Source organism: Leclercia sp. W17 (assembly GCF_003336325.1).
In the GTDB taxonomy this organism is placed as follows: Bacteria; Pseudomonadota; Gammaproteobacteria; order Enterobacterales; family Enterobacteriaceae; genus Enterobacter.
On sequence record NZ_CP031101.1, the window covers coordinates 3257023 to 3279409 of the forward strand.

The window sequence follows — 22387 nt, forward strand, 5'->3', positions numbered from 1 at the left end:
GGCGCGTAAACATTGTTGAGGAGAGGTTGATAAAACCCCTGCTGAAATAAAGGCCTGGCAACAAGACCGGGATCTATTATGTCCTCCATCGCAGAGTCATCTTATTCACAGCAGCCGCAACCTAAATCAGCCTGGCAGCTATTTCAGCATCTGGCATCCGGAACATTAACTCCCGGCCTTGCCTGGCGTAATCCGGCCTATCGCCGCAAGTTTATGCTGCGCTCGCTGATGACGCCGTTCAGCACCGCACGTCTGCTGGCAAGCCTGACAAAACAGCCGCAACTCCTGCAACTGTTACAGGTCCAGCCGGGGCTGCCCTGCCGCCTGCATCGCCCGTGGCTCTCGGTGGCAATGAATCGCCAGCAAACGCTCCAGGCGCTGAACTGGCACTATCAGACCCTGCAGCGCCAGCTCCCGGCCGCGCTGATGAACGGCTATCTCTCCCGGGAGGGGGTCACGTTACTGACCCTGACCGGCAAAGACGATCGCGCCTTTACCCTGCGTCTGTGCGCCGATGCCTTCCTCGATAAAGAGGGCGAAGCGACGCTGGCGTTTTGCGACGAGCAGCAGACGGTGCTGGCGGAGATGACCTTTACGCTGTGTCAGGTTAACGGCACCCCGACGCTGTTTATCGGCGGGATGCAGGGGGCAAAAGCCTTTGTGCCGCACGAGGCGATCCAGAGCGCCACCAAAGCCTGTCACGGCCTGTTCCCGAAACGCCTGCTGGTGGAAGCCGCCATGACGCTCGGCAGCGCCCTGGCCGTGGAGCAGATTATCGCCGTCAGCAACAGCACCCATATTTATCGCAGCTGGCGCTATCGCAAGAAAAAAGAGGGGAAACTGCTGGCCGACTACGACAGTTTCTGGCTGTCGCTGGGCGGGGAGCGCGACAGCGAGGGCAACTTCAGGCTGCCGCTCGCCATGCCGCGCAAACCGATGGAGGAGATCGCCAGCAAAAAACGCGCTGAGTATCGCTGCCGGTTTACCCTGCTGGACAGCCTGATCGATCAGGTCAACCAGGCGACCCGCCGCTAGTCCGCCCTCCCGCGTGCCAGCCACAGCACGCGGGAGAACATCTTCCGCAACAGCGTGGGCACCGCCTCCACGCCGCGACGACCGGCCTCCATCGCCACCTCAATCGCCAGATCGGGTTTCGACGAACGGTGAATGGCCTTCATGATCACCCGCCGCATATTCATCGGGATATCCTCCGGGATCATCGCCACCCGGTGAAAGACATCGGAAAAGCCCTGCCGGTACATGAAGTGCTCCATGTCCATGGCGGGCAGCGCCGTCAGGTGCTCGCGCTCCTCTTCCCGGTCGTTATTGATCAGCCCGCGCACGGTCGCGGCATACTTCTTACCCGCCTCGTCACCGTCCACCAGCACATGCCATTCGATGCCCATCCGCCGGGCAAATTTAATCAGCGGTTTCAGCCCCGACTGGGCAAACTCAATCACTTTGATGCCCTCGGCATCAAAGTGGTGCCCACACTGACGGGCCAGCTCGTTAATCACCCAGGTTTCGGTCTCCCCTTCCACCAGCAGCCAGCAGCGGGCAAACAGCGAGGAGGCTCGGTTGAAGCGAATATGGAAGGCGATACGGCGGCTGTCTTCTGCATTCATGCCCCCCGGCCCCAGGCGATAAGCCGAGACGCGCGACGACTCACGCACCAGACGGCAGACGTGCTCGACCGGGGTCAGCGACAGCAATTCGCCGGAGTTGGTGGTGGTGATGCGCTGCAACGGCAGCAGATTCAACAGGTGCCAGGCCACCGAGAGCATGATCGGGTGCAGGCGCGTCTCGGGATCTTCCACCAGCAGCAGCGGGCGGGCATCCCGGTCCAGCCGGACGGTGCCTTTGGCCTGCAACAACGTGGAGAAGAGCCCCAGCAGGATCACCCGGTGCGAGCGGCCGCCGGGACGGTCGATCATCCGGTTGATGATGTCGAGATAACGCCAGCTGCGCTGCTCGTCATGGGAGCGCCGTCGCATCAGCCGGTTGCGCACCGGGGAGGTGCCCTGTTCGGAGAAGTAGTGCTCCAGCAGTTGTACCATTGCCGACAGCCCCTGGCGGATCTGGCCGTCGGTCAGGTTTTGCGGACGGGCGACCAGTTCCCGGGCCAGATAGTCCAGCTCCCGGGCGGTGACCTCCACATCAGGCATGTCGGGGACGGTACCGTTGCGGATGCGGCGCATAAAGCGGGCATCACGCAGGCGCAGCACCGGCATCAGACGGACCAGATGGCGCGCCCGCTCGTCGATATCCTCCAGCGGCAGAGCCTGGCCGTCAGTATCGAGAAAACCGCGCAGGGTCAGCACACTGTCATCGCTGGCAAGCTCACCCTCCAGACGATAAAAAATGCGCCGATAGCCATCATCACAGGGCACCCAGCAATCGGCAAGAGGACGATAGCGGCGAACGCGATGGCGCCCCGGCTCGCTTTCACGAAAGGTAAGGATAATATGCAGATGGTGTTCACGCCCCAGCATATCCCCGGGGGGGAACCAGAAATCTTCCCGGACAAAATGGTACAAACTGGATTCCGGCGATAGTAGCAGCGTCAGGGCATCCAGCAGGCTCGATTTACCCCAGGCGTTTTCTCCGATCAGCACGTTGTTGTGCTCAAGCATCAGCGACAGACGGTTAATGCCGCGAAACCCCACGATTTCCACACGCTCTAGCAACATGTACCCTCCGGGAGAGATGAACTTTTTCCTTTAAGTTATCAGGAGTATAACGCCAGCGGGCCCGGACGGACACTCCATCGTTGGCGGAATAATGCCAGCCAGAAGTGAAAATTAAGAATTTGGTAATGCTGCCAACTTACTGATTTAGTGTATGATGGTGATTTTAAGGTGCTTGCGTGGCTTCCATTTCCATCAGATGTCCTTCCTGCTCCGCTACTGAAGGCGTGGTGCGTAACGGCAAAAGCACTGCCGGACATCAGCGCTATCTCTGCTCTCATTGCCGTAAAACATGGCAACTACAGTTCACTTACACCGCCTCTCAGCCCGGTACGCACCAGAAAATCATTGATATGGCCATGAATGGCGTCGGATGTCGCGCCAGTGCACGCATTATGGGCATTGGCCTCAACACGGTTTTACGTCACTTAAAAAACTCAGGCCGCAGTCGGTAACCTCGCGCATACAACCGGGCAGTGATGTGATTGTCTGCGCTGAAATGGACGAACAGTGGGGCTACGTCGGTGCTAAATCACGTCAGCGCTGGCTGTTTTACGCGTATGACAGGATACGGAGGACGGTTGTGGCGCACGTCTTCGGTGAACGCACTCTGGCCACACTGGAGCGTCTTCTGAGCCTGCTGTCGGCTTTTGAGGTCGTGGTATGGATGACGGATGGCTGGCCGCTGTACGAATCACGCCTGAAGGGAAAGCTGCACGTTATCAGCAAGCGTTACACTCAGCGCATTGAGCGACATAACCTGAATCTGAGACAACATCTGGCAAGGCTGGGACGGAAGTCACTGTCGTTCTCAAAATCGGTGGAGCTGCATGACAAGGTCATCGGGCATTATCTGAACATAAAACACTATCAGTAAGTTGGAGTCATTACCTAAGAATTTAACCAGACAGTTTCATTTGTAATAACGATTTCCGCCGCATACTCTTGCTGCCGAAAATGCAACTCTGCTTTACTCGCCTTAATTTAGCAAGGAAGCGCAACACATTGCCCTACATCAAACTTACCGTATTTATTTAACTGGTGAGGGGGAATATTCATTTTTAGAATAGTGGCGTTTTAAAACTCGTCGCTTATTTTGGCGATAAATAACAATGGCGCAGGATTGCGCTCATTTTTTCTTTGAGGTGGTTATGTTCAGAAAATTAGCAGCGGAATGTTTTGGTACATTCTGGTTGGTATTTGGTGGCTGCGGTAGTGCCGTCCTGGCAGCAGGATTCCCGGAGCTGGGAATTGGTTTCGTTGGTGTTTCGCTGGCCTTCGGCTTAAAGGTTTTAACGATGGCATATGCCGTGGGGCATATTTCCGGTGGTCATTTTAACCCGGCGGTAACATTAGGATTGTGGGCCGGCGGTCGTTTTCCGGCAAAAGAGGTTCTTGGCTATATTATTGCCCAGGTCATTGGCGGAATTATTGCTGCCGCTATTCTGTATGTCATTGCCAGCGGTAAAGCGGGCTTTGATGCTGCGGCCAGCGGCTTTGCCTCAAACGGCTTTGGCGAACACTCCCCTGGCGGTTTCTCCATGCTCTCTGCCATCGTGATTGAAATTGTACTGACTGCAGGCTTCCTGCTGGTGATCCACGGCGCAACGGACAAGCACGCCCCGGCCGGTTTCGCGCCGATTGCGATTGGCCTGGCGCTGACCCTGATCCACCTGATCAGCATTCCGGTGACCAACACCTCTGTTAACCCGGCGCGCAGCACAGCGGTAGCCATCTTCCAGGGCGGCTGGGCGCTGGAGCAGCTGTGGCTGTTCTGGGTGATGCCGATTATCGGCGGTATTATTGGCGGCGTGCTGTACCGCACCCTGCTGGAAAAACGCGATTAAGCGTGCGCGCGTTGTGGTGCCGGGTGGCGGCTTCGCCTTACCCGGCCTACGGGACAGCATTTCGTAGGCCGGGCAAGCGAAGCGCCGCCCGGCACTGTTTTCACCTTTACTGAATCGTCTGAATTGGGTAGTGTCTCAGCGCCACTCAAATACAGGACCGGTTGTTCATGTTTTCAGGACTCTTAATCATTCTGCTCCCACTGATCGTGGGCTATCTCATTCCTCTTCATCAGCTGTCAGCGTTAAAACTGATCAATCGTCTTTTGAGCGGAATTGTCTACGTCATTCTCTTTTTTATGGGGATCAGCCTCGCCTTCCTCGATAATCTTGCCACCAATCTGCTCTCTATCCTGCACTACTCCATTATTACGATGACCGTTATTTTGCTCTGCAATATCGCGGCCCTGTTCTGGCTGGAGCGCGCTATTCCGTGGAAAAACCATCACCATCAGGAAAAATTGCCTTCGCGTATTGCCATGGCGCTGGAGTCATTAAAATTATGCGGCGTGGTGGTGCTCGGTTTTCTGCTGGGGCTGACGGGATTCTCTTTTTTGCAGCACGCCACCGAGGCCAGTGAATATACGCTGATCTTCCTGCTGTTCCTTATTGGTATTCAGCTGCGAAATAATGGCATGACCTTAAAACAGATCGTTCTCAACCGTCGCGGCATGATAGTGGCGGTGATCGTGGTGGGCAGTTCGCTGATTGGCGGGGTGCTTAACGCCTTTATTCTCGACCTGCCGCTGAATACCGCCCTGGCAATGGCCTCCGGTTTTGGCTGGTATTCGCTTTCCGGCATTCTGTTAACCGAGTCTTTCGGCCCGGTCATTGGCAGCGCCGCCTTCTTTAACGATCTGGGGCGCGAGCTGATCGCCATCATGCTGATTCCGGGTCTGGTGCGCCGCAGTCGCTCCACGGCGCTGGGGCTGTGCGGTGCGACCTCAATGGACTTCACCCTGCTGGTGCTCCAACGCTCGGGCGGGCTGGAGATGGTACCTGCCGCCATCGTTCACGGCTTTATTTTAAGCCTGCTGGTGCCCGTCATGATGGCATTCTTCTCAGCCTGATACTTCTTTGGCGGTAGCCTGCTGCCGCCAAAATTGCGCTAAATCAATAACCCTCTATTTTGTAGCAGAAAGCCCTTTTCACCGTATCGCCGCAGGCATAATCTTAAACATGTATATCAAATATAACTTTAACAGGTGTGATTATGTTTTGTGTGCAATGTGAACAAACCATCCGTACCCCAGCTGGCAACGGCTGCTCTTACGCACAGGGCATGTGCGGTAAAACCGCAGAAACCTCCGATCTGCAGGATTTACTGATCGCCTCCCTGCAGGGTTTATCCGCCTGGGCAGTTAAAGCCCGGGAATATGGCATCATCGACCACTACGTCGACAACTTCGCCCCGCGCGCGTTTTTCTCTACCCTGACTAACGTGAACTTCGACTCCCCGCGCATTGTGGGCTACGCCCGCGAAGCCATCGCCCTGCGTGAAGCCCTGAAAGCGCAGTGCCTGAATGTGGATGCCAGCGCCCGTGTCGACAACCCAATGGCCGACCTGCAGCTGGTCAGCGACGATCTGGGCGATCTGCAGCGTCAGGCGGCTGAATTTACCCCGAACAAAGACAAAGCGGCGATTGGCGAGAACATTCTCGGCCTGCGTCTGCTCTGCCTGTACGGCCTGAAAGGGGCCGCGGCCTATATGGAGCACGCCCACGTTCTGGATCAGTACGACAACGACATCTACGCCCAGTACCACAAAATTATGGCGTGGCTCGGCACCTGGCCTTCCGACATGAACGCCCTGCTCGAGTGTTCCATGGAGATCGGCCAGATGAACTTCAAAGTGATGAGCATCCTGGACGCCGGTGAAACCACCAAATATGGCCACCCAACCCCGACGCAGGTCAACGTCAAAGCGACCGAAGGCAAGTGCATCCTGATCTCCGGTCACGACCTGAAAGATCTCTACAACCTGCTGGAGCAGACCGACGGCACCGGCGTTAACGTCTACACCCACGGTGAGATGCTGCCCGCCCACGGCTACCCGGAACTGCGTAAATTCAAACATCTGATCGGGAACTACGGCAGCGGCTGGCAGAATCAGCAGGTGGAATTCGCCCGCTTCCCGGGCCCTATCGTGATGACCTCGAACTGCATCATCGACCCGACAGTGGGTGCTTACGATGACCGTATCTGGACCCGCAGCATCGTCGGCTGGCCGGGCGTGAGCCACCTTGAAGGCGACGATTTTGGTCCGGTAATTGCCCAGGCCCAGCAGATGGCGGGCTTCCCCTACAGTGAAATTCCACACCTGATCACCGTCGGTTTCGGTCGCCAGACCCTGCTGGGGGCGGCGGATTCCCTGATTGACCTGGTGAGCCGCGAAAAACTGCGTCACATCTTCCTGGTCGGCGGCTGCGACGGTGCGCGCGGGGAACGTAATTACTTCACCGACTTCGCCACCAGCGTACCGGACGACTGCCTGATCCTGACCCTGGCCTGCGGTAAGTACCGCTTCAACAAGCTGGAGTTCGGCGATATCGAAGGGCTGCCGCGCCTGATCGATGCCGGTCAGTGTAACGATGCCTACTCCGCGATCATCCTCGCGGTCACTCTGGCGGAAAAACTGGGCTGCGGCGTAAACGATCTGCCGCTGTCGCTGGTGCTCTCCTGGTTCGAGCAGAAAGCGATTGTGATCCTGCTGACCCTGCTCTCGCTGGGCGTGAAAAACATCGTCACCGGCCCGACGGCACCGGGCTTCTTTACCCCGGATCTGCTGGCGGTTCTCAACGAGAAGTTCGGTCTGCGTTCCGTGACCACCGTTGAAGACGATATGAAGCAACTGCTGAGCGCGTAAGGAGTAAAAGTATGACGATGCCAACCCATCAGTGCCCATGGCGGATGCAGGTTCACCACATCCATCAGGAAACGCCGGATGTCTGGACGATTTCGCTGCTGTGCCACGACTATTATCCTTACCGTGCCGGGCAGTATGCGCTGGTCAGCGTGCGTAACTCCGCAGAGACGCTGCGGGCGTATACGATCTCCTCAACGCCGGGCATCAGCGAGTACATAACGCTGACAGTTCGTCGCATTGATGAGGGGGCGGGCTCACAGTGGCTGACCGGTGAGGTGAAGCGTGGGGATTACATCTGGCTGTCGGACGCGCAGGGTGATTTTACCTGTGACGATAAGCCGGAAGATAAATTCCTGCTGCTGGCCGCTGGCTGCGGCGTCACGCCGGTAATGTCGATGCGTCGCTGGCTGGCGAAGAATCGCCCGCAGGCTGACGTGGCGGTGATCTTCAGCGTGCGCTCGCCGCAGGATGTCATTTTTGCAGACGAATGGCGTCACTACCCGGTTACCCTGGTGGCGGAAAACAACGCCACAGAGGGATTTGTCGCCGGTCGCCTGAGCCGCGAACTGCTGCAAAGCATACCGGACATCGCCTCACGCACGGTGATGACCTGTGGCCCGGCGCCCTATATGGAGATCGTTGAAGAAGAGGTGAAGGCCCTGGGCGTGACCCGCTTCTTTAAAGAGCAGTTCTTTACTCCGGTCGCGGAAGCCGCCACCAGCGGGCTGAAGATCACCAAACTGCAGCCTGCGAAAACCTTCTTTGGCCGCGTGGGCAGCACGCTGCTGGAGGCGCTGGAGAGCAATAACGTGCCGGTGGTGGCTGCCTGTCGTGCAGGCGTGTGCGGCTGCTGTAAAACAAAAGTGGTGGACGGGAACTATACCGTTACCAGCACCATGACGCTGACGGATGCCGAAGTGGCGGAAGGCTATGTGCTGGCCTGCTCCTGCCATCCGCAGGGGGATCTGGTGCTGGCCTGATAAAAAGCCCGGTGGCGCTACGCTTACCGGGCCTACAAAACCGTACTCCGAACGCCCGGTGGCGCTACGCTTACCGGGCCGACAAAAGACCGCGAACCGTAGGCCGGGCAAACGCAGTGCCGCCCGGCATTACCGTCGCAGAGGAGTTACTTCCACGCCGGATCGCTCACCACTGCAAACCGCCCTGCCCCTAAAAATGCCACGGCCAGCGCGCCAACGAAGAAGTAGATCAGACTCTCAATCGCCCATGCCCCTACTGCATCCAGCGCGAAGGTTTTGCCTGTGCCCACCATCAGCCACGCCACCACCATGGTGAAAGCTAATACCAGCGCCGCCGGACGGGTAAGAATACCGAGGATAATCAGGATCGGTGCCACCACTTCGCCAATCAGCACCCCATAGGCAATAAAGCCCGGCAGTCCTTTCGCCACCAGCATGCCTGCAATTCCCCCAACCCCGTCAATAGCCTTATGCAGTCCATGAAAGAGCATCAGCCCCCCCACTGCCAGACGCAGCAACAGCCTTCCAAAATCGTCATGCATTAGCGTTTTATTAACAGCTATTAACAATGATTTAACTATCTGAATTTACTCCGGTTTTTAATATTTACCGCCGCAGGATATGACGAAATATTGCACTTTGAAAGCAACTATTAATCAGGGGGAATAAACAGGCATAGCGGTGAGTTTCATCTAAGCTTGAAAGCGTTATCACATTCAGGAGATGGACTACCATGAAACAAACCGTGGCGAACTATATTGCGAAAATGCTGGAACAGGCCGGGGTAAAACGGATCTGGGGTGTTACCGGGGATTCCCTCAACGGTCTGAGCGACAGCCTGAACCGAATGGGCACCATCGAATGGATGCCGACCCGCCATGAGGAGGTCGCCGCGTTCGCCGCCGGGGCAGAAGCCCAACTTACCGGAGAGCTGGCGGTCTGCGCAGGCTCGTGCGGGCCAGGCAACCTGCACCTGATCAACGGCCTGTTTGATTGTCACCGTAACCATGTCCCGGTGCTGGCTATCGCCGCACACATTCCGTCGAGCGAGATTGGCAGCGGCTATTTTCAGGAGACGCATCCGCAGGAGCTGTTCCGTGAATGCAGCCACTACTGTGAACTGGTCTCCTCCCCTGAGCAGATCCCCCAGGTGCTGGCCCTGGCGATGCGCAACGCCATTCTGAAGCGCGGCGTCTCGGTGATTGTGCTGCCAGGCGACGTGGCGCTGCAGGCGGCCCCGGAAAGTGCCAGCACCCACTGGTATCCCGCGCCCCAGCCGGTGGTGACCCCCGCCCTCGCTGAGCTGAAAAAACTGGCCCAGCTGCTGCGCTACTCCAGCAATATCGCCCTGATGTGCGGCAGCGGCTGCGCCGGGGCCCATGAAGAGCTGCTGGAATTTGCCGGCACCCTGAAGGCGCCGATTGTTCACGCCCTGCGCGGGAAAGAGCATGTGGAGTACGATAACCCGTACGACGTGGGGATGACCGGGCTAATTGGCTTCTCCTCCGGGTTCCACACCATGATGAATGCCGACACCCTGGTGCTGCTCGGGACCCAGTTTCCCTATCGCGCCTTCTACCCTACTGACGCCAAAATTATCCAGATCGACATTAACCCCGCCAGCATCGGGGCGCACAGCAAAGTGGATATGGCGCTGGTGGGCGACATCAAGGCGACCCTGAGCGCACTCATGCCGCTGCTGGAGGAGAAGACCGATCGCACCTTCCTGGACAAGGCCCTGAGTGATTATCGCGATGCCCGCAAAGGGCTGGATGACAAGGCGAAACCCAGCGATAAAGCGCTGCACCCGCAGTATCTGGCCCAGCAGATCAGCCGTTACGCCGACGAAGACGCCATCTTTACCTGTGACGTGGGTACCCCCACCGTCTGGGCGGCACGCTACCTGAAAATGAACGGCAAGCGCCGCCTGCTGGGGTCGTTTAACCACGGCTCAATGGCTAACGCCATGCCGCAGGCGCTGGGGGCGAAAGCCACCGCGCCGGACCGTCAGGTTGTGGCGATGTGCGGCGACGGCGGCTTCAGCATGCTGATGGGCGATTTCCTTTCGGTGGCGCAGATGAAACTGCCGATCAAAATCATCGTCTTTAACAACAGCGTGCTGGGCTTTGTGGCGATGGAGATGAAGGCCGGAGGCTATCTGACCGACGGTACGGATCTGCACGACACCAACTTCGCCGCCATCGCCGAAGCCTGCGGCATAACCGGCATCCGCGTGGAGAAAGCCTCAGAGGTGGATGAGGCCTTGCAGCGCGCCTTTGCCACCGACGGCCCGGTGTTGGTGGATGTGGTGGTGGCCAAAGAGGAGCTGGCTATTCCGCCGCAGATCAAGCTGGAACAGGCGAAGGGCTTTAGTCTGTACATGCTGCGCGCCATTATTAGTGGTCGCGGTGACGAAGTTTTGGAGCTGGCAAAAACCAACTGGCTCAGGTAAAACATTTCACATCACCTTTTAAACTATAGGGATGTGAAATGATTGATTTACGTAGCGATACCGTAACCCGCCCGACGCAGGCCATGCTCAAGGAGATGCTGGCCGCGCCGGTCGGGGACGACGTCTATGGCGATGACCCCACCGTTAACGAACTTCAGCGCTATGCCGCCGAACTGAGTGGCCACGAGGCTGCGCTGTTCCTGCCCACCGGCACCCAGGCGAACCTGGTGGCGCTGCTCAGCCACTGCGAGCGCGGCGAAGAGTATATCGTCGGCCAGGGGGCACATAACTATCTGTACGAAGCGGGCGGCGCGGCGGTGCTCGGCAGTATTCAGCCCCAGCCTATCGATGCCGCCTCCGACGGCTCCCTGCCGCTGGACAAGGTGGCGGCGAAAATCAAAGCCGACGACATTCACTTCGCCCGCACTAAATTGCTCAGCCTCGAAAACACCCATAACGGCAAAGTGCTGCCGCGCGACTACCTGAAAGCGGCGTGGGAGTTTACCCGCGAGCGCAAACTGGGGCTGCACGTCGACGGTGCGCGCATCTTCAACGCCGTGGTGGAGTATGGCTGCGAGCTGAAAGAGATTACGCAATATTGCGACTCGTTCACCATTTGTCTCTCCAAAGGGCTGGGCACGCCGGTGGGTTCTCTGCTGGTGGGCAACGCCGACTATATCAAGCGCGCCAACCGCTGGCGCAAAATGACCGGCGGCGGCATGCGCCAGGCCGGGATCCTTGCCGCGGCGGGTCTGTACGCCCTGAAAAATAACGTTGTCCGCCTGAAGGACGATCACGACAACGCCGCGTGGATGGCTGCGCAGCTGCGCGAGATCGGCGCTGACGTCATGCGTCACGACACCAATATGCTGTTTGTCCGCGTCGGAGAGGAACACGCCGCGGCGCTGGGCGAATTTATGAAGGCGCGCGGCGTGCTGATTAACGCCTCGCCGGTGGTTCGTCTGGTGATGCATCTCGACGTCAACCGCGAGCAGCTGGCAGACGTGGTTGCCCACTGGCAGGCGTTTTTGCAGCGCTAAGGAGTCCTCGTGCCGCAACGTATTCTGGTGCTCGGTGCCAGCGGGTATATCGGTCAACATCTGGTGGCCGTCCTGAGCGCACACGGGCATCAGGTACGGGCTGCGGCACGCAGCATCGAGCGCCTGCAAAAGCAGGCCCTGCCCAACGTCACCTGCCATGCTATCGACCTCAACTGGCCGCAGACGCTGGCGGCGCTGCTGGAGGGGGTGGATACCCTTTACTATCTGGTACACAGCATGGGCGAAGGGGGCGACTTTATCGCCCACGAGCGCCAGGTGGCGATGAACGTGCGGGATCTGCTGCTGGAACACCCGGTTAAGCAGATTATCTTCCTCAGTTCGTTACAGGCACCCGAGCATGAGCAGTCCGACCATCTGCGTGCCCGGCAGCTTACCGCCGACACCCTGCGCAGCGCCGGGATCCCGCTTACCGAACTGCGGGCCGGGATCATCGTTGGCGCCGGTTCTGCCGCCTTCGAAGTGATGCGCGATATGGTCTATAACCTGCCGGTGCTGACCCCGCCGCGCTGGGTGCGCTCGCGCACCACGCCGATTGCGCTGGAGAACTTGCTGCACTATCTGGTGGAGCTGCTCAATCACCCGGCCACAGAGAACCGGGTGCTGGAGGCCGCCGGGCCCGAGGTGCTGAGCTATCAGCAGCAGTTCGAACATTTTATGGCAGTGAGTGGCCGCCGTCGCCCGCTGATCCCCATCCCCTTCCCGACCCGCTGGATTTCGGTGTGGTTTTTGAATGTCATCACTTCCGTGCCGCCGACCACTGCCAAAGCGTTAATCCAGGGGCTGAAACACGATCTGCTGGCCGACGACCGCGCGCTGCGGGCGCTGATCCCGCAGGAACTTATTCGCTTCGATGACGCGGTGCGCAACACGCTCAAGGAAGAGGAGAAGCTGGTGAACTCCAGCGACTGGGGCTACGACGCCCAGGCCTTCGCCCGCTGGCGTCCGGAATATGGTTACTACCCGAAACAGGCCGGATGCACGGTGAAAACCGCCGCCAGCCTCAGCGCGCTCTGGAAAGTGGTGAACCAGATCGGCGGTAAAGAGCGCTACTTCTTTGGCAACGCGCTGTGGCAAACCCGGGCGATGATGGATCGGCTCGTCGGGCACAGGCTGGCGAAAGGCCGTCCGGCCGCGCCATATTTGCAAACCGGCGATACCGTTGCCAGCTGGAAAGTGATTATCGTTGAGCCTGAAAAGCAGCTGGCGCTGCTGTTTGGCATGAAAGCCCCCGGTCTTGGGCGGTTGTGCTTTACCCTGAAGGACAAAGGCGACCACCGGGAGCTGGACGTGCGCGCCTGGTGGCATCCGCACGGCATGCCTGGCCTGTTCTACTGGCTGCTGATGATCCCGGCGCACCTGTTTATCTTCCGGGGAATGGCCCGGCGTATTGTTTTTCTGGCAGAACAAAACAAAGAAAAAGACTAATTAAAACTCTGAATCTTTCACGTTTCCCATTGCATACAGGCGTAATTCACGGAAGAATGCGCACGAAATTCTTTCAATACAGTGGATCGATATGAAGGTACTGGTTACCGGCGCCACCAGCGGCTTAGGCCGCAACGCGGTGGAGTTTTTGCGCAATAAAGGCGCCAGCGTCCGGGCCACCGGTCGTAATGAAGCGATGGGTAAATTGCTGCAAAAAATGGGCGCAGAGTTTGTCCATGCCGACCTGACGGAACTGGTCTCTTCCCAGGCAAAAGTGATGCTGGCCGGAATCGATACGCTGTGGCACTGCTCCAGCTTTACCTCACCATGGGGAACGCAGGAAGCGTTCGACCTGGCAAACGTGCGCGCCACTCGCCGTCTGGGGGAGTGGGCCGTGGCCTGGGGCGTGCGTAACTTCGTGCATATCTCCTCGCCGTCGCTCTATTTCGACTATCACCACCATCGCGACATCCAGGAAGATTTCCGTCCGGCGCGCTTCGCCTGCGAATTTGCCCGCAGTAAAGCCGCCAGCGAAGAGGTGATCGATCTGCTGGCGCAGTCTAACCCGCACACCCGTTTTACCATTCTGCGTCCGCAGAGCCTGTTTGGCCCGCACGACAAAGTGTTTATTCCGCGCCTGGCGCAGATGATGCACCACTACGGTAGCGTGCTGCTGCCGCGCGGCGGGGATGCGCTGGTGGACATGACCTATTACGACAACGCCATTCATGCCATGTGGCTGGCCAGCCAGCGTGAATGCGACGGGCTGCCATCCGGCCGGGCATACAACATCACCAACGGTGAGCCGCGCTCGCTGCGCAGCATTGTGCAAAAGCTGATCGACGAGCTGAACATTCACTGCCGGATCCGCTCCGTGCCCTACCCGATGCTGGATATTATTGCCCGCAGCATGGAGCGGCTGGGGAATAAGGCTGCCAAAGAGCCGATGCTGACGCACTACGGGGTGTCGAAACTGAACTTTGATTTTACCCTCGATACGCAACGCGCTGAGAGTGAGCTGGGCTATAAGCCGCTGGTGACGCTGGATGAGGGGATTGTGCGCACCGCGGCCTGGCTGCGGGATCACGGAAAGTTACATCGCTAACAGCACGGCGCGCGGCAGAGCAAAAAAAACGGCAACCCTGAGGTTGCCGTTTTGCTATTAAAGTGCGGTCCAGGCGTCTGCCCATGCCAGGCCTACGCCTGGTTCATAGTAAGCCGAGGCGCTGTTACACCAGCCGCTGTACGGGAATGGCTTGCACTGGAAGAGTTTACCGTGGTTGTTCACGATATCCCCTGCGTTGTACTTGCTGTTAGCACTCCACGCCGCGTAAGTGTCTGAGCTTTCATCACCTGACGGGGTCTGCGCTTTCGCTTTCACGTTCAGCAGGTAAGTCGTGGTGTCGCTCAGTTCGCCATCGCTGACGGTCAGGCTCACTTCAATCTGCTGAGCCGTTGCTGCTTCAGGCGCAGTAAAGGTCACTACCGCTTTGTCTTCACCGGAGACGGTCTGGCCGTCCTGGGAGCGCCAGGTGTAGGTCAGTTTGTTGCCATCTTCGTCAGTGGAGCCTTCAGCGCTCAGGGAGACCTGCGCACCCGCGTCAACCGCACCAACCGGGCCGGAAATGACCGCAACCGGCGCATGGTTGGTCACAGCTGGCGTCTCGTCTGCTGGCGTATTGTCAGCAGGCGTGTTGTCAGCCGGGGTGTTATCCGCAGGCGTATTGTCTGCCGGGGTATTGTCCGCAGGCGTGTTATCGCTCGGGTTAACCGCAGAGCCGTCGTCATTGATGATATTCACGTTAAAGAACTTCTGCACACACTTGGTGTAGTCGCCCTCTTTAAATGCGCTGAATGGCGTCTGATAACCCACCAGCTGACAGGCGTAGGTCTTGCCGTCTGGCGTATCCGCGCTCCATCCCCAGTCCTGTTCCCAGTAAATTTTCAGAGCACCGGCGCCGCCTTCATCAAACTGCTTCATGTTGGCACAGCCGAGTACTTCGTTTTCCGGAACCGGCACTTTCAGGTAGTTGGCGAACTCTTTGTAGTATTTGATACGGTTTTCCGACTGGGCAATCTCAGTTGGGCCGCCGCATTCCACGCCGCCGTTAATGATCTGGGTGGTCACGCCGAAGCCCGGAACCAGGCCGTTAGCTTTGTCATGATCGTTTGGCTGCCAGGTGCCGTCGATAACCTGCAGCATGCTCGGCTTCGGCGGTTGCGGGTAGGCGAAGAAGAAGATGGCGCTCGCCAGGTTCAGCCAGGTGTCGGCTACCAGCTCCGGTTTGTCCAGCAGCGTGCGGACGTCGCCGAACATCGCTTCCGAGAACGGACCGTAGTTATAGTTGTAGGAGAGCTGTTTGGCGCCGCGGCCAAAGTAGCTCAGGAAATCGCCGTCTTTGTCTTTGCCGCACGGCCAGGTCTGACCCTGCCAGACATCCGGGTTACATTCGCCGTTATAGCCGCCCTTCTGGCCTTCGCTCCAGCCCATTTCGCGAACGTATACCAGCGCCTGACGCCATTCGGCTTCCGGACGCCAGGATTCATGCCCGCCGGTCTCCTGCGCGAAGTGCGCAAACATGGTCGCCAGCTCTTTACGGCAAATGGCCAGGCTGTCGCGGCCATCGGTGTAGGTGTCGCACAGCGCCGGGAATTTACCTACCGCTTTCAGGAAGTTGCTGTAGCTGTACTCTTTGGCACGCAGCGGGAACAGATACTCCCAGTCGCTCTCCTTCAGAATACTTTCAACACGCTTCACGTTATCCGGGTTGGTAGCCTTACCCGGCTCAATCAGTTCCACCTGGGCGTTATCCAGGGTGCGAATTGTCGCTTTAACTGACTTCATCAGCGGAAAATCCGTTAACTCCTTCTCCTTTTTCGCCAGATCGCTGGCTTTCATCGTGTAGGGTTCGCTGCTTTCCGCCTTGAGCATGTTTGCCTGTGCCATCACTGGCGCAACACACGCCCCCGCGACCAGAATGCTTAGCAATGTCCTTTTATTCATCTACATTATTCCTGTTAAAAACGATAATAACCAATGCGATCTCGATTTATGTATTAATCCTTTAATAAATAAACCCGGGACAGCACCTTTTCTTTCTGAAGAACACTCGCAAGATATTCTTCAAAAAAAAGCCTGATTATCGGTATTGCGACATCCGTTTTATTCTTTGATATTTCGCCCAGACTTTTCTGGCGTAAATCCTGCGCTGGGGAAAGTTCTCCGGTTTCAGCCCCGCGTTATAGGCACCGACCGCTTCCCAGTTATAGCCGTAAACTTTAATCATCCCGGAGAGAATAGAAGCACCGACCATAATTGAGGTACAGGGCTCATTCATTAACCGGTATTCATCAATGCCCTTTTTTTTCAGCTCGGCAAAATGCGAACTATTTATTTGCATCAGCCCGACATCCCGTGAACCGTCATGGTTATAACCGACCGCGTTAGGATTGAGACCGGATTCCACGTCCGCAATAGCAAATAATAACCTGGGATCCACATGGTAATATTGTCCTGCGGAATTCCAGCAATTGGCTAATGCGCTCTGGCTAATTAACAACAACAGAAAAATAAAGCGTTTCATCTCTTCACCTGGCCGACGCTGATGGACTGACCGCGCTTCACCGCGCGGTCAGTGATGGCGGGCAAGTATCGCGCCCGCCATCTCAGAGAAGGATGATTATTCGCAGTCTGCTGCGCCTACTTTCACCCATACATCGCTGTTAGCTGGGTTATCACCACGGGTCCACCACTTCGCACGGTACTCAGAACCCTGATAGGTTGTGGTATCGCCACCGTTGTAAACCACGTCAGCTTTCCAGCCGAATTTCACCTTGCTGACCAGCTCCCATGCATCCACACCGAAGCCAGGCTGGTTGCCCTGAGTCCAGTACTTCGCTTTCCATACCAGGTTGTCGAAGCTAACGATGTCGCCACCGTTGTAGACCTTGCTGCTGCTCCACGCGGCATATTTGCTTGCGTTGGCATCGACAGGGTTATCGCAGCTACCGGATGCACCTTCGTCGGACGGCGCGGTCTCTTCGTCAGCCGGAGGCGTAACGTCATCTGCCGGTGGGGTAACGTCATCAGCTGGCGGCGTTACGTCATCCGCAGGCTCAGCGGCTTTCGGCGTGACGATAACCTGCACGGTGGAGTGCACGCTGTCTTTGCCATCGCCTACCACTACGCTCAGGGAATAGCTGGTCTCAGAGGCCACGTCCGGCGCAGTGATACGTACGCTAGAGGTATTGATACCGGTAGCGTTCATCTCTGCCGGTACGCTCCAGCTGTAGGTCAGCGCATCGCCATCTGGATCGGATGCCTGAACATGCAGGGACTGAGTCTGGCCCGCTTCCAGAGTAACGGCTTGCATTGGGTTAACTACCGGTGCCTGGTTCGCTTTTGGCGCTTTGTTCACAACCTGGACGTTCACGGTGCTGGAGAGCCCTTTAGCATCGGTTACGGTCAGGCGGAAGGAGAGCGTCTGGTCCTGGGTGACTGCCGGTACGTTAAAGGTGGCTTTCGCGGAGGTGCTGTTCGCGATATTCACCGTGGTTCCGGAAATCTGGGTCCACTTGTAGGTCAGCGCATCGCCATCCTGGTCGGAAGAGGCAGAACCATCCAGCGTTACGGTAACCGGACCGGTCACGGTCTGGTCAGCAGCGGTCGCCACAGGTGCATGGTTGGTGTTAACTGGCTCGTCAGAAGAGGAACCGTTGCCCAACAGGCTTTCGTTCATGGCGTTCAGGATATCGCCGTTATCGGATTCAATAGACCATGCGAACAGACCGCCGAGGTTTTTGTCCAGCACGTACTTACCTTTCGCCGCAACCGAGCGGGCGTCGTCATAGCTCACCAGCTCGCCGGTGGATTTATTGAACAGGTAAGGCGCTTCTGCCGCGCTGTCATATTTGTACTCCCAGCCTGACTTGCCTTTCATCTGGTTGGCAATCACGCGGTAGTCAATGATACCCGGTTCCCAGGTACCCGGAATTGCGCCAGTCGCGGTGCCGGTGAATGGGTTGTCGCCGGTGTAACCGTGTACGCCAGTCCAGCCACGACCGTACATCGCTGCACCCACTACGATTTTGCCCGGCTGTACTTTCTGGTCCAGCATCGCTTTCACGGCGTTATCGGTGGTGTAGTTGGTATCTGGCTTCCAGGAAGCACCGTACAGCGCCGCCTGGTGACCCAGATCGGTGTTGCTCCATGCGCCGTAGTAGTCGTAACTCATCAGGAAGATATGGTCGATATACTGCTGTGCAGTGGTGTAGTCGACATCTTCGATCTTATCTCTACCGGCGCCGATAGCGGTGGTCAGCTCGTAAGTACGGCCTGTCTCGGCTGACAGCTCGTTCAGCATCGCGCGCAGATCGTGCATCAGTGCGGTATAGGTAGCTTTGTCGGTCTGCGGGTTGCCAAGTTTGGCGTTCTCGCCGCCGCCGCCCGGGAATTCCCAGTCGATATCCACGCCATCAAACACTTTCCAGGTTTTCAGGAACTCTTTAACTGAGCCGACGAAACGGTCGCGCAGCACTTTGTTGTCCATCTGGAAGAATGGATCGGACAGAGTCCAGCCGCCTACGGAAGGCAGGATCTTCAGGTTCGGGTTGGCTTTTTTCATCGCCATCAGCTGGCCGTAGTTGCCTTTGTACGGCTCGTCCCAGCCGGTCACACCCTGCTGTGGTTTTTGCAGAGCAGCCCACGGGTCATGAATAGCGACGGTGTAGTCCTGACGGCCAGCACAGGCGCGTTTCAGGGATTCCAGCGCGCCAGAAGATTTCGCGCTGTCGTTGATGCCATCACCACCACAAATTGGAATGAAGCCGTAAAGGATGTGGTTCAGGTTGGCAACCGGGATTTTATCCACGGTGAAGTTACGGTCGTATACGCCCCACTCAGGGAAATAGGCCGCAACCACTTTATCGGTATGTTTGGCGAACGCTTTGTTGTTCTCATGAAGCGTGGTGTTTAATGGCAGCAGGTGGCTACCATCGGTATCCGCTACAATGATCAGTTTGCTGGCGCTGGTGCTGCAGCCACTGTCGTTACATACCTGAACCTGCTCCTGGTAACGGCCGCCTTTCTTAACCTTAAAGGTCGCAGAGCCTGTCGCGCCGCTTGCGCCAGACCAGACTTCTTTACCGTCCAGCAGCACTTTTGCAGACGTCGGAGCATCGCCGCTCCAGACGTTCCACTCAACCTTAACATCGGCACCATCATGAACTTTTACCAGGGAGTTATAGTCCTGCGCGGCCTGGTCAACTTCAACAATCGCAAACTTGTCGTTGCCGCTGGTCAGTGATGGCACCCCTGGAACGGCTGCAAATACAGGGCTGGTTGCCGCTGCAACAAAAAGCGCCAGGTATTTAGGCTTAAAGAAATTCATTTTCATATCCCAATAACTCTACGTGAACTTTAAAAAACATGTCTTCCTTAAACATGAAATAAAACCAGCATGGATTTAAAAAAATTAAATACATAATGACTTAAAATGTTTTTAATATTTTCAGTTAATCTTCATTATCGAATTAACGTCACATGCGGTTTACAACGAAGATAGTATTAGCAAAAGAATTATTGCTCACCTGTTTCCCTTGTCGAAAAAATCTCAAAATATAATTGACAGATTTAATTAGGGAATGAGCGAATAATTTTGCAAAATAAAGGCAATAACGCCTCCGACCGCCAGAGCGGGGCCAAATGGAATGTGCGCAGCTTTTTTATCTGATTTAATAAAAAGGAGATGCCCGGCAATGCCGGTTAACGACGCCAGTAACAGTACATCAGGCAGTGCCTGCCAGCCGCACCAGGCGCCCAGCGCGGCCAGCAGCTTGAAATCACCGTAACCCAGGCCTTCGCGACCGGTCATCAGACGAAACGCCCAGTATATAAGCCAGAGAGAGAGGTAGCCCGCCACGGCGCCGATAATGGCATCGCGCAGGGGCAGCGTCGGGCTGATAAGGTGAACCAGCAGCCCGGCCCACAGCAGCGGTTGCGTCAGGCAGTCCGGCAGCAGGAGATGCCGCCCGTCGATGATGGCCAGCGGCAGCAAGAAAGCGCTCAGCAGCCAGAGGGAAAAGAGCGCCGGGATGTCTGGCATACACCAGGCCGTGGCGCCAAAAAAGAGGAAGGTAAAGACTTCCAGTAACCATAAGCGCAGCGGGATAGCGCTGCCGCAGTGGTGGCAGCGCCCGCGCAGCGCCAGCCAGCTTACCAGTGGGATATTTTCCCACCAGGCCAAATCATGCTGGCACGCCGGGCAGTGCGAGGCCGGAAAAAGTAAGTTAATCCGCGCCTCATCTTCCAGCAGCATCGGCGGGATCCGCTCCGCCACCACGCCGAGAAAGCTGCCGATAATCGCGCCGAAAATGGCGCTCATCAGGCTGAACAGGGCCGGGCTGCTCTCTCTGAACAGGGCGAAGGCCGTCATGCCGTCTTTTTCCAGCTAAGCTGGATCTCTGCCCTGACGTCACGCTGGTGGTCGACAGGGGTCAGCTTCATTTTCTCCAGCTTGATCCCTGAGGCGGCGTTAATTTCGCGCAGCCAGTTCTTCAGCTCATTGATCTCCACCCGGGGTACAGTAAACGATAACGTCTGCCCCTCCTGGCGCACATCATTCAATGGCAACTTGATCTCGTGTGCGCTGTTTTCCACCACGCTGCGCGGATTATCGGTTTTCAATTGCTGCACCTGGAGATGGTTTTTATCGATTTCGCTGCGCATCCAGTTAAGGGTATCTCTCTGGCGCTTAAGCGTTAACTGGCTATTTTTAATCATATTATCCAGCGGAACCATGCCGCCGTAATAGACGACAGCACAGTACAGCGCCGCGGCGCAGAATTTCATCAGCAGCTTTTCGCGGGTAGAGTAATTCTGATACCGCGCTTTAAGCTGTGCGACACGCTCTTTCATTTATGTTTCCCCGTGATCATGGCGGTAAAGGGCGCGACCGTTGATACCGGCTGCAGAGAAAAGTTGAAATCCGCACTGCTCTGGTTGATGAACGTCTGCAGCGATGCGTTGTTCTGGCTGCTGGCGCTGAGCGTCCAGAGGTTTTGCGTACTGTCGTAATCCAGCAGATTAATTTCTATATCCGGCACCGCCTGCTTCGCTTTGTTCAGATCCTCCATTTGCAGAAAGACGCCTTTAGTGACCTTCTTCAGGTTCTGACCAAAGTGATACTTAATATTGCTTTGCTGGCGAAGGCTGGGGAAATGATACTGGTAGACCGTGGCGATCTCCTGTTGCAGCTGGTTTTCCTGTTGCACCAGCATCAGGGCCATCGCCAGTCTCGGCCCCAGCAGCAGTCCGACGCTGAGCAGCGCCAGCGCAACCATCGCCCCTTTCATCCCTTTGGGCGTGCCGCCCCGGGCGCCGCGGGGATGAAACTCACCGTGCAGCACGTTGGCCCGGCAGTTCTGCCACTGCGGCTGGATCAGCACTAACGGGTGCTGCCAGGGTAAGGATTCATCCACCGCAATTCCGGCAGGCGCCTCACCATAACAGCGCACCATCCCGGCCTGAGATTTCGCCATCAGCAGCGGCAGCAGCGAGGCGTCGGCTTCACAGGCGCTGGCCGGTGAAAAGCGCAGCCAGTAACTCTCATCCAGCGCAACCAGCGTGCTTCCCCCTTCCGCGACCGGCAGCAGCCAGGCGTCAGGCAGGGCCTGTATCACCTTCAGCCCGGCCTGCTCAAAACAGGCGAGCCAGTCGCGCAAGCGCCGGGCATCGATGGCGACGGCATCCACTTCCTGCCCTTTTTTCCTCAACACCGTCCAGTGCAGGTCGTCGACGTCACCGATCAGCGTCTCCTCCGCCATCCACGAGAACGGCGTCGCCTGAGCACTGAGCCCTTTCTTTGGCAGGGAGAAGTGGCGGAAGATCATCTCACCCGCGGGCAGCAGCAGACAGACGCGCGACGCCAGCGGATGATCCGCAAGCGTCGACAGGGCCGCCATGCCGTGGAGCGTATTGACCTGCTGGCTCCCGGATTCGCACCATGCAATAGTCCCGTCCTCGCGGCTATCGGGACGAACAAACAGTATCTTTTTCATCGGTATCGGCTTTTG

General features: G+C 57.2%; 18 protein-coding genes. 10 read left to right on the forward strand and 8 right to left on the reverse strand.

Going from position 1 to position 22387, the window contains the following annotated elements:
- Positions 1–78: 78 nt before the first annotated feature.
- On the forward strand, positions 79–1035 hold the full coding sequence (locus tag DVA44_RS16175; RefSeq protein WP_114387537.1) for a VirK/YbjX family protein: 957 nt from the start codon (positions 79–81) through the stop codon (positions 1033–1035).
- On the opposite strand, the gene DVA44_RS16180 is transcribed toward DVA44_RS16175, so the two are convergent.
- Positions 1032–2690 (reverse strand): ATP-dependent endonuclease, encoded by a 1659-nt coding sequence (locus DVA44_RS16180; protein WP_114315470.1) that lies wholly within the window; start codon positions 2688–2690, stop codon positions 1032–1034. The two genes, DVA44_RS16175 and DVA44_RS16180, sit on opposite strands and share 4 nt — an antisense overlap.
- Positions 2691–2866: 176 nt before the next feature.
- On the opposite strand from DVA44_RS16180, the gene DVA44_RS16185 reads away from it, so the two are divergent.
- From DVA44_RS16185 to hcr, 5 genes are all read left to right on the forward strand, one after another.
- Positions 2867–3564, forward strand: a protein-coding gene (locus DVA44_RS16185) for an IS1 family transposase (protein WP_225321516.1) whose coding sequence is annotated in 2 segments (ribosomal slippage) — positions 2867–3116 and positions 3116–3564 — 699 coding nt in all. Because the reading frame shifts where the segments join, the coding sequence is not laid out codon by codon here.
- Positions 3565–3838: 274 nt separating this feature from the next.
- Positions 3839–4534 carry an aquaporin Z gene (gene aqpZ, locus DVA44_RS16190; protein ID WP_114387538.1) on the forward strand — a complete coding sequence of 232 codons (696 nt, stop codon included), beginning with the start codon at positions 3839–3841 and terminating at the stop codon, positions 4532–4534.
- A gap of 167 nt (positions 4535–4701) precedes the next feature.
- Positions 4702–5601, forward strand: a complete 900-nt coding sequence (locus DVA44_RS16195) for a lysine exporter LysO family protein (protein ID WP_114387539.1) — start codon at positions 4702–4704, stop codon at positions 5599–5601.
- 143 nt (positions 5602–5744) lie between these two features.
- Positions 5745–7397: a hydroxylamine reductase gene (hcp, locus tag DVA44_RS16200; RefSeq protein WP_114387540.1), complete on the forward strand. Its 1653-nt coding sequence runs from the start codon at positions 5745–5747 to the stop codon at positions 7395–7397.
- Positions 7398–7408: 11 nt separating this feature from the next.
- On the forward strand, positions 7409–8377 hold the full coding sequence (gene hcr / locus DVA44_RS16205) for an NADH oxidoreductase (protein ID WP_114387541.1): 969 nt from the start codon (positions 7409–7411) through the stop codon (positions 8375–8377).
- A 146-nt stretch (positions 8378–8523) separates the two neighbouring features.
- On the opposite strand, the gene DVA44_RS16210 is transcribed toward hcr, so the two are convergent.
- A complete protein-coding gene (locus tag DVA44_RS16210; protein WP_114315475.1) occupies positions 8524–8958 on the reverse strand; it encodes a DoxX family protein in 435 nt (144 codons plus the stop codon).
- Between the two features lie 152 nt (positions 8959–9110).
- On the opposite strand from DVA44_RS16210, the gene poxB reads away from it, so the two are divergent.
- From poxB to DVA44_RS16230, 4 genes are all read left to right on the forward strand, one after another.
- On the forward strand, positions 9111–10829 hold the full coding sequence (poxB, locus tag DVA44_RS16215) for a ubiquinone-dependent pyruvate dehydrogenase (RefSeq protein WP_103823407.1): 1719 nt from the start codon (positions 9111–9113) through the stop codon (positions 10827–10829).
- 38 nt (positions 10830–10867) lie between these two features.
- Entirely contained in the window at positions 10868–11869 is a 1002-nt protein-coding gene (gene ltaE / locus DVA44_RS16220) for a low-specificity L-threonine aldolase (protein ID WP_114387542.1), read from the forward strand.
- 9 nt (positions 11870–11878) lie between these two features.
- Positions 11879–13315, forward strand: coding sequence for an SDR family oxidoreductase (locus DVA44_RS16225; RefSeq protein WP_114387543.1), 1437 nt, complete (start codon positions 11879–11881; stop codon positions 13313–13315).
- Positions 13316–13406: 91 nt separating this feature from the next.
- Positions 13407–14420: an NAD(P)-dependent oxidoreductase gene (locus DVA44_RS16230; RefSeq protein ID WP_114387544.1), complete on the forward strand. Its 1014-nt coding sequence runs from the start codon at positions 13407–13409 to the stop codon at positions 14418–14420.
- Between the two features lie 57 nt (positions 14421–14477).
- Here DVA44_RS16230 and DVA44_RS16235 read toward each other — a convergent pair whose 3' ends face one another.
- From DVA44_RS16235 to gspL, 6 genes are all read right to left on the reverse strand, one after another.
- Positions 14478–16319 carry a glycoside hydrolase family 19 protein gene (locus DVA44_RS16235; RefSeq protein ID WP_114387545.1) on the reverse strand — a complete coding sequence of 614 codons (1842 nt, stop codon included), beginning with the start codon at positions 16317–16319 and terminating at the stop codon, positions 14478–14480.
- A 136-nt stretch (positions 16320–16455) separates the two neighbouring features.
- Positions 16456–16899, reverse strand: coding sequence for a type III secretion system invasion protein IagB (gene iagB, locus DVA44_RS16240; protein WP_114387546.1), 444 nt, complete (start codon positions 16897–16899; stop codon positions 16456–16458).
- A gap of 96 nt (positions 16900–16995) precedes the next feature.
- Positions 16996–19704, reverse strand: coding sequence for a glycosyl hydrolase family 18 protein (locus tag DVA44_RS16245; protein WP_114388440.1), 2709 nt, complete (start codon positions 19702–19704; stop codon positions 16996–16998).
- A 246-nt stretch (positions 19705–19950) separates the two neighbouring features.
- Positions 19951–20748, reverse strand: a complete 798-nt coding sequence (locus DVA44_RS16250) for an A24 family peptidase (protein WP_114387547.1) — start codon at positions 20746–20748, stop codon at positions 19951–19953.
- Positions 20745–21230, reverse strand: a complete 486-nt coding sequence (gene gspM, locus DVA44_RS16255; protein WP_114387548.1) for a type II secretion system protein GspM — start codon at positions 21228–21230, stop codon at positions 20745–20747. The genes DVA44_RS16250 and gspM overlap by 4 nt, the downstream gene beginning before the upstream one ends.
- Positions 21227–22372, reverse strand: coding sequence for a type II secretion system protein GspL (gene gspL, locus DVA44_RS16260; RefSeq protein ID WP_114387549.1), 1146 nt, complete (start codon positions 22370–22372; stop codon positions 21227–21229). The genes gspM and gspL overlap by 4 nt, the downstream gene beginning before the upstream one ends.
- Between the last annotated feature and the right edge of the window lie 15 nt (positions 22373–22387).

Excerpts from the sequence above, each read along its gene's own strand:
- hcr (WP_114387541.1), top strand. The coding sequence starts at position 7,409 with ATGACGATGCCAACCCATCAGTGCCCATGGCGGATGCAGGTTCACCAC.
- DVA44_RS16235 (WP_114387545.1), bottom strand. The coding sequence starts at position 16,319 with ATGAATAAAAGGACATTGCTAAGCATTCTGGTCGCGGGGGCGTGTGTT.
- DVA44_RS16250 (WP_114387547.1), bottom strand. The coding sequence starts at position 20,748 with ATGACGGCCTTCGCCCTGTTCAGAGAGAGCAGCCCGGCCCTGTTCAGC.
- poxB (WP_103823407.1), top strand. The coding sequence starts at position 9,111 with ATGAAACAAACCGTGGCGAACTATATTGCGAAAATGCTGGAACAGGCC.
- iagB (WP_114387546.1), bottom strand. The coding sequence starts at position 16,899 with ATGAAACGCTTTATTTTTCTGTTGTTGTTAATTAGCCAGAGCGCATTA.
- DVA44_RS16245 (WP_114388440.1), bottom strand. The coding sequence starts at position 19,704 with ATGAATTTCTTTAAGCCTAAATACCTGGCGCTTTTTGTTGCAGCGGCA.
- DVA44_RS16180 (WP_114315470.1), bottom strand. The coding sequence starts at position 2,690 with ATGTTGCTAGAGCGTGTGGAAATCGTGGGGTTTCGCGGCATTAACCGT.
- ltaE (WP_114387542.1), top strand. The coding sequence starts at position 10,868 with ATGATTGATTTACGTAGCGATACCGTAACCCGCCCGACGCAGGCCATG.
- hcp (WP_114387540.1), top strand. The coding sequence starts at position 5,745 with ATGTTTTGTGTGCAATGTGAACAAACCATCCGTACCCCAGCTGGCAAC.
- gspM (WP_114387548.1), bottom strand. The coding sequence starts at position 21,230 with ATGAAAGAGCGTGTCGCACAGCTTAAAGCGCGGTATCAGAATTACTCT.
- gspL (WP_114387549.1), bottom strand. The coding sequence starts at position 22,372 with ATGAAAAAGATACTGTTTGTTCGTCCCGATAGCCGCGAGGACGGGACT.
- DVA44_RS16195 (WP_114387539.1), top strand. The coding sequence starts at position 4,702 with ATGTTTTCAGGACTCTTAATCATTCTGCTCCCACTGATCGTGGGCTAT.
- aqpZ (WP_114387538.1), top strand. The coding sequence starts at position 3,839 with ATGTTCAGAAAATTAGCAGCGGAATGTTTTGGTACATTCTGGTTGGTA.
- DVA44_RS16175 (WP_114387537.1), top strand. The coding sequence starts at position 79 with ATGTCCTCCATCGCAGAGTCATCTTATTCACAGCAGCCGCAACCTAAA.
- DVA44_RS16230 (WP_114387544.1), top strand. The coding sequence starts at position 13,407 with ATGAAGGTACTGGTTACCGGCGCCACCAGCGGCTTAGGCCGCAACGCG.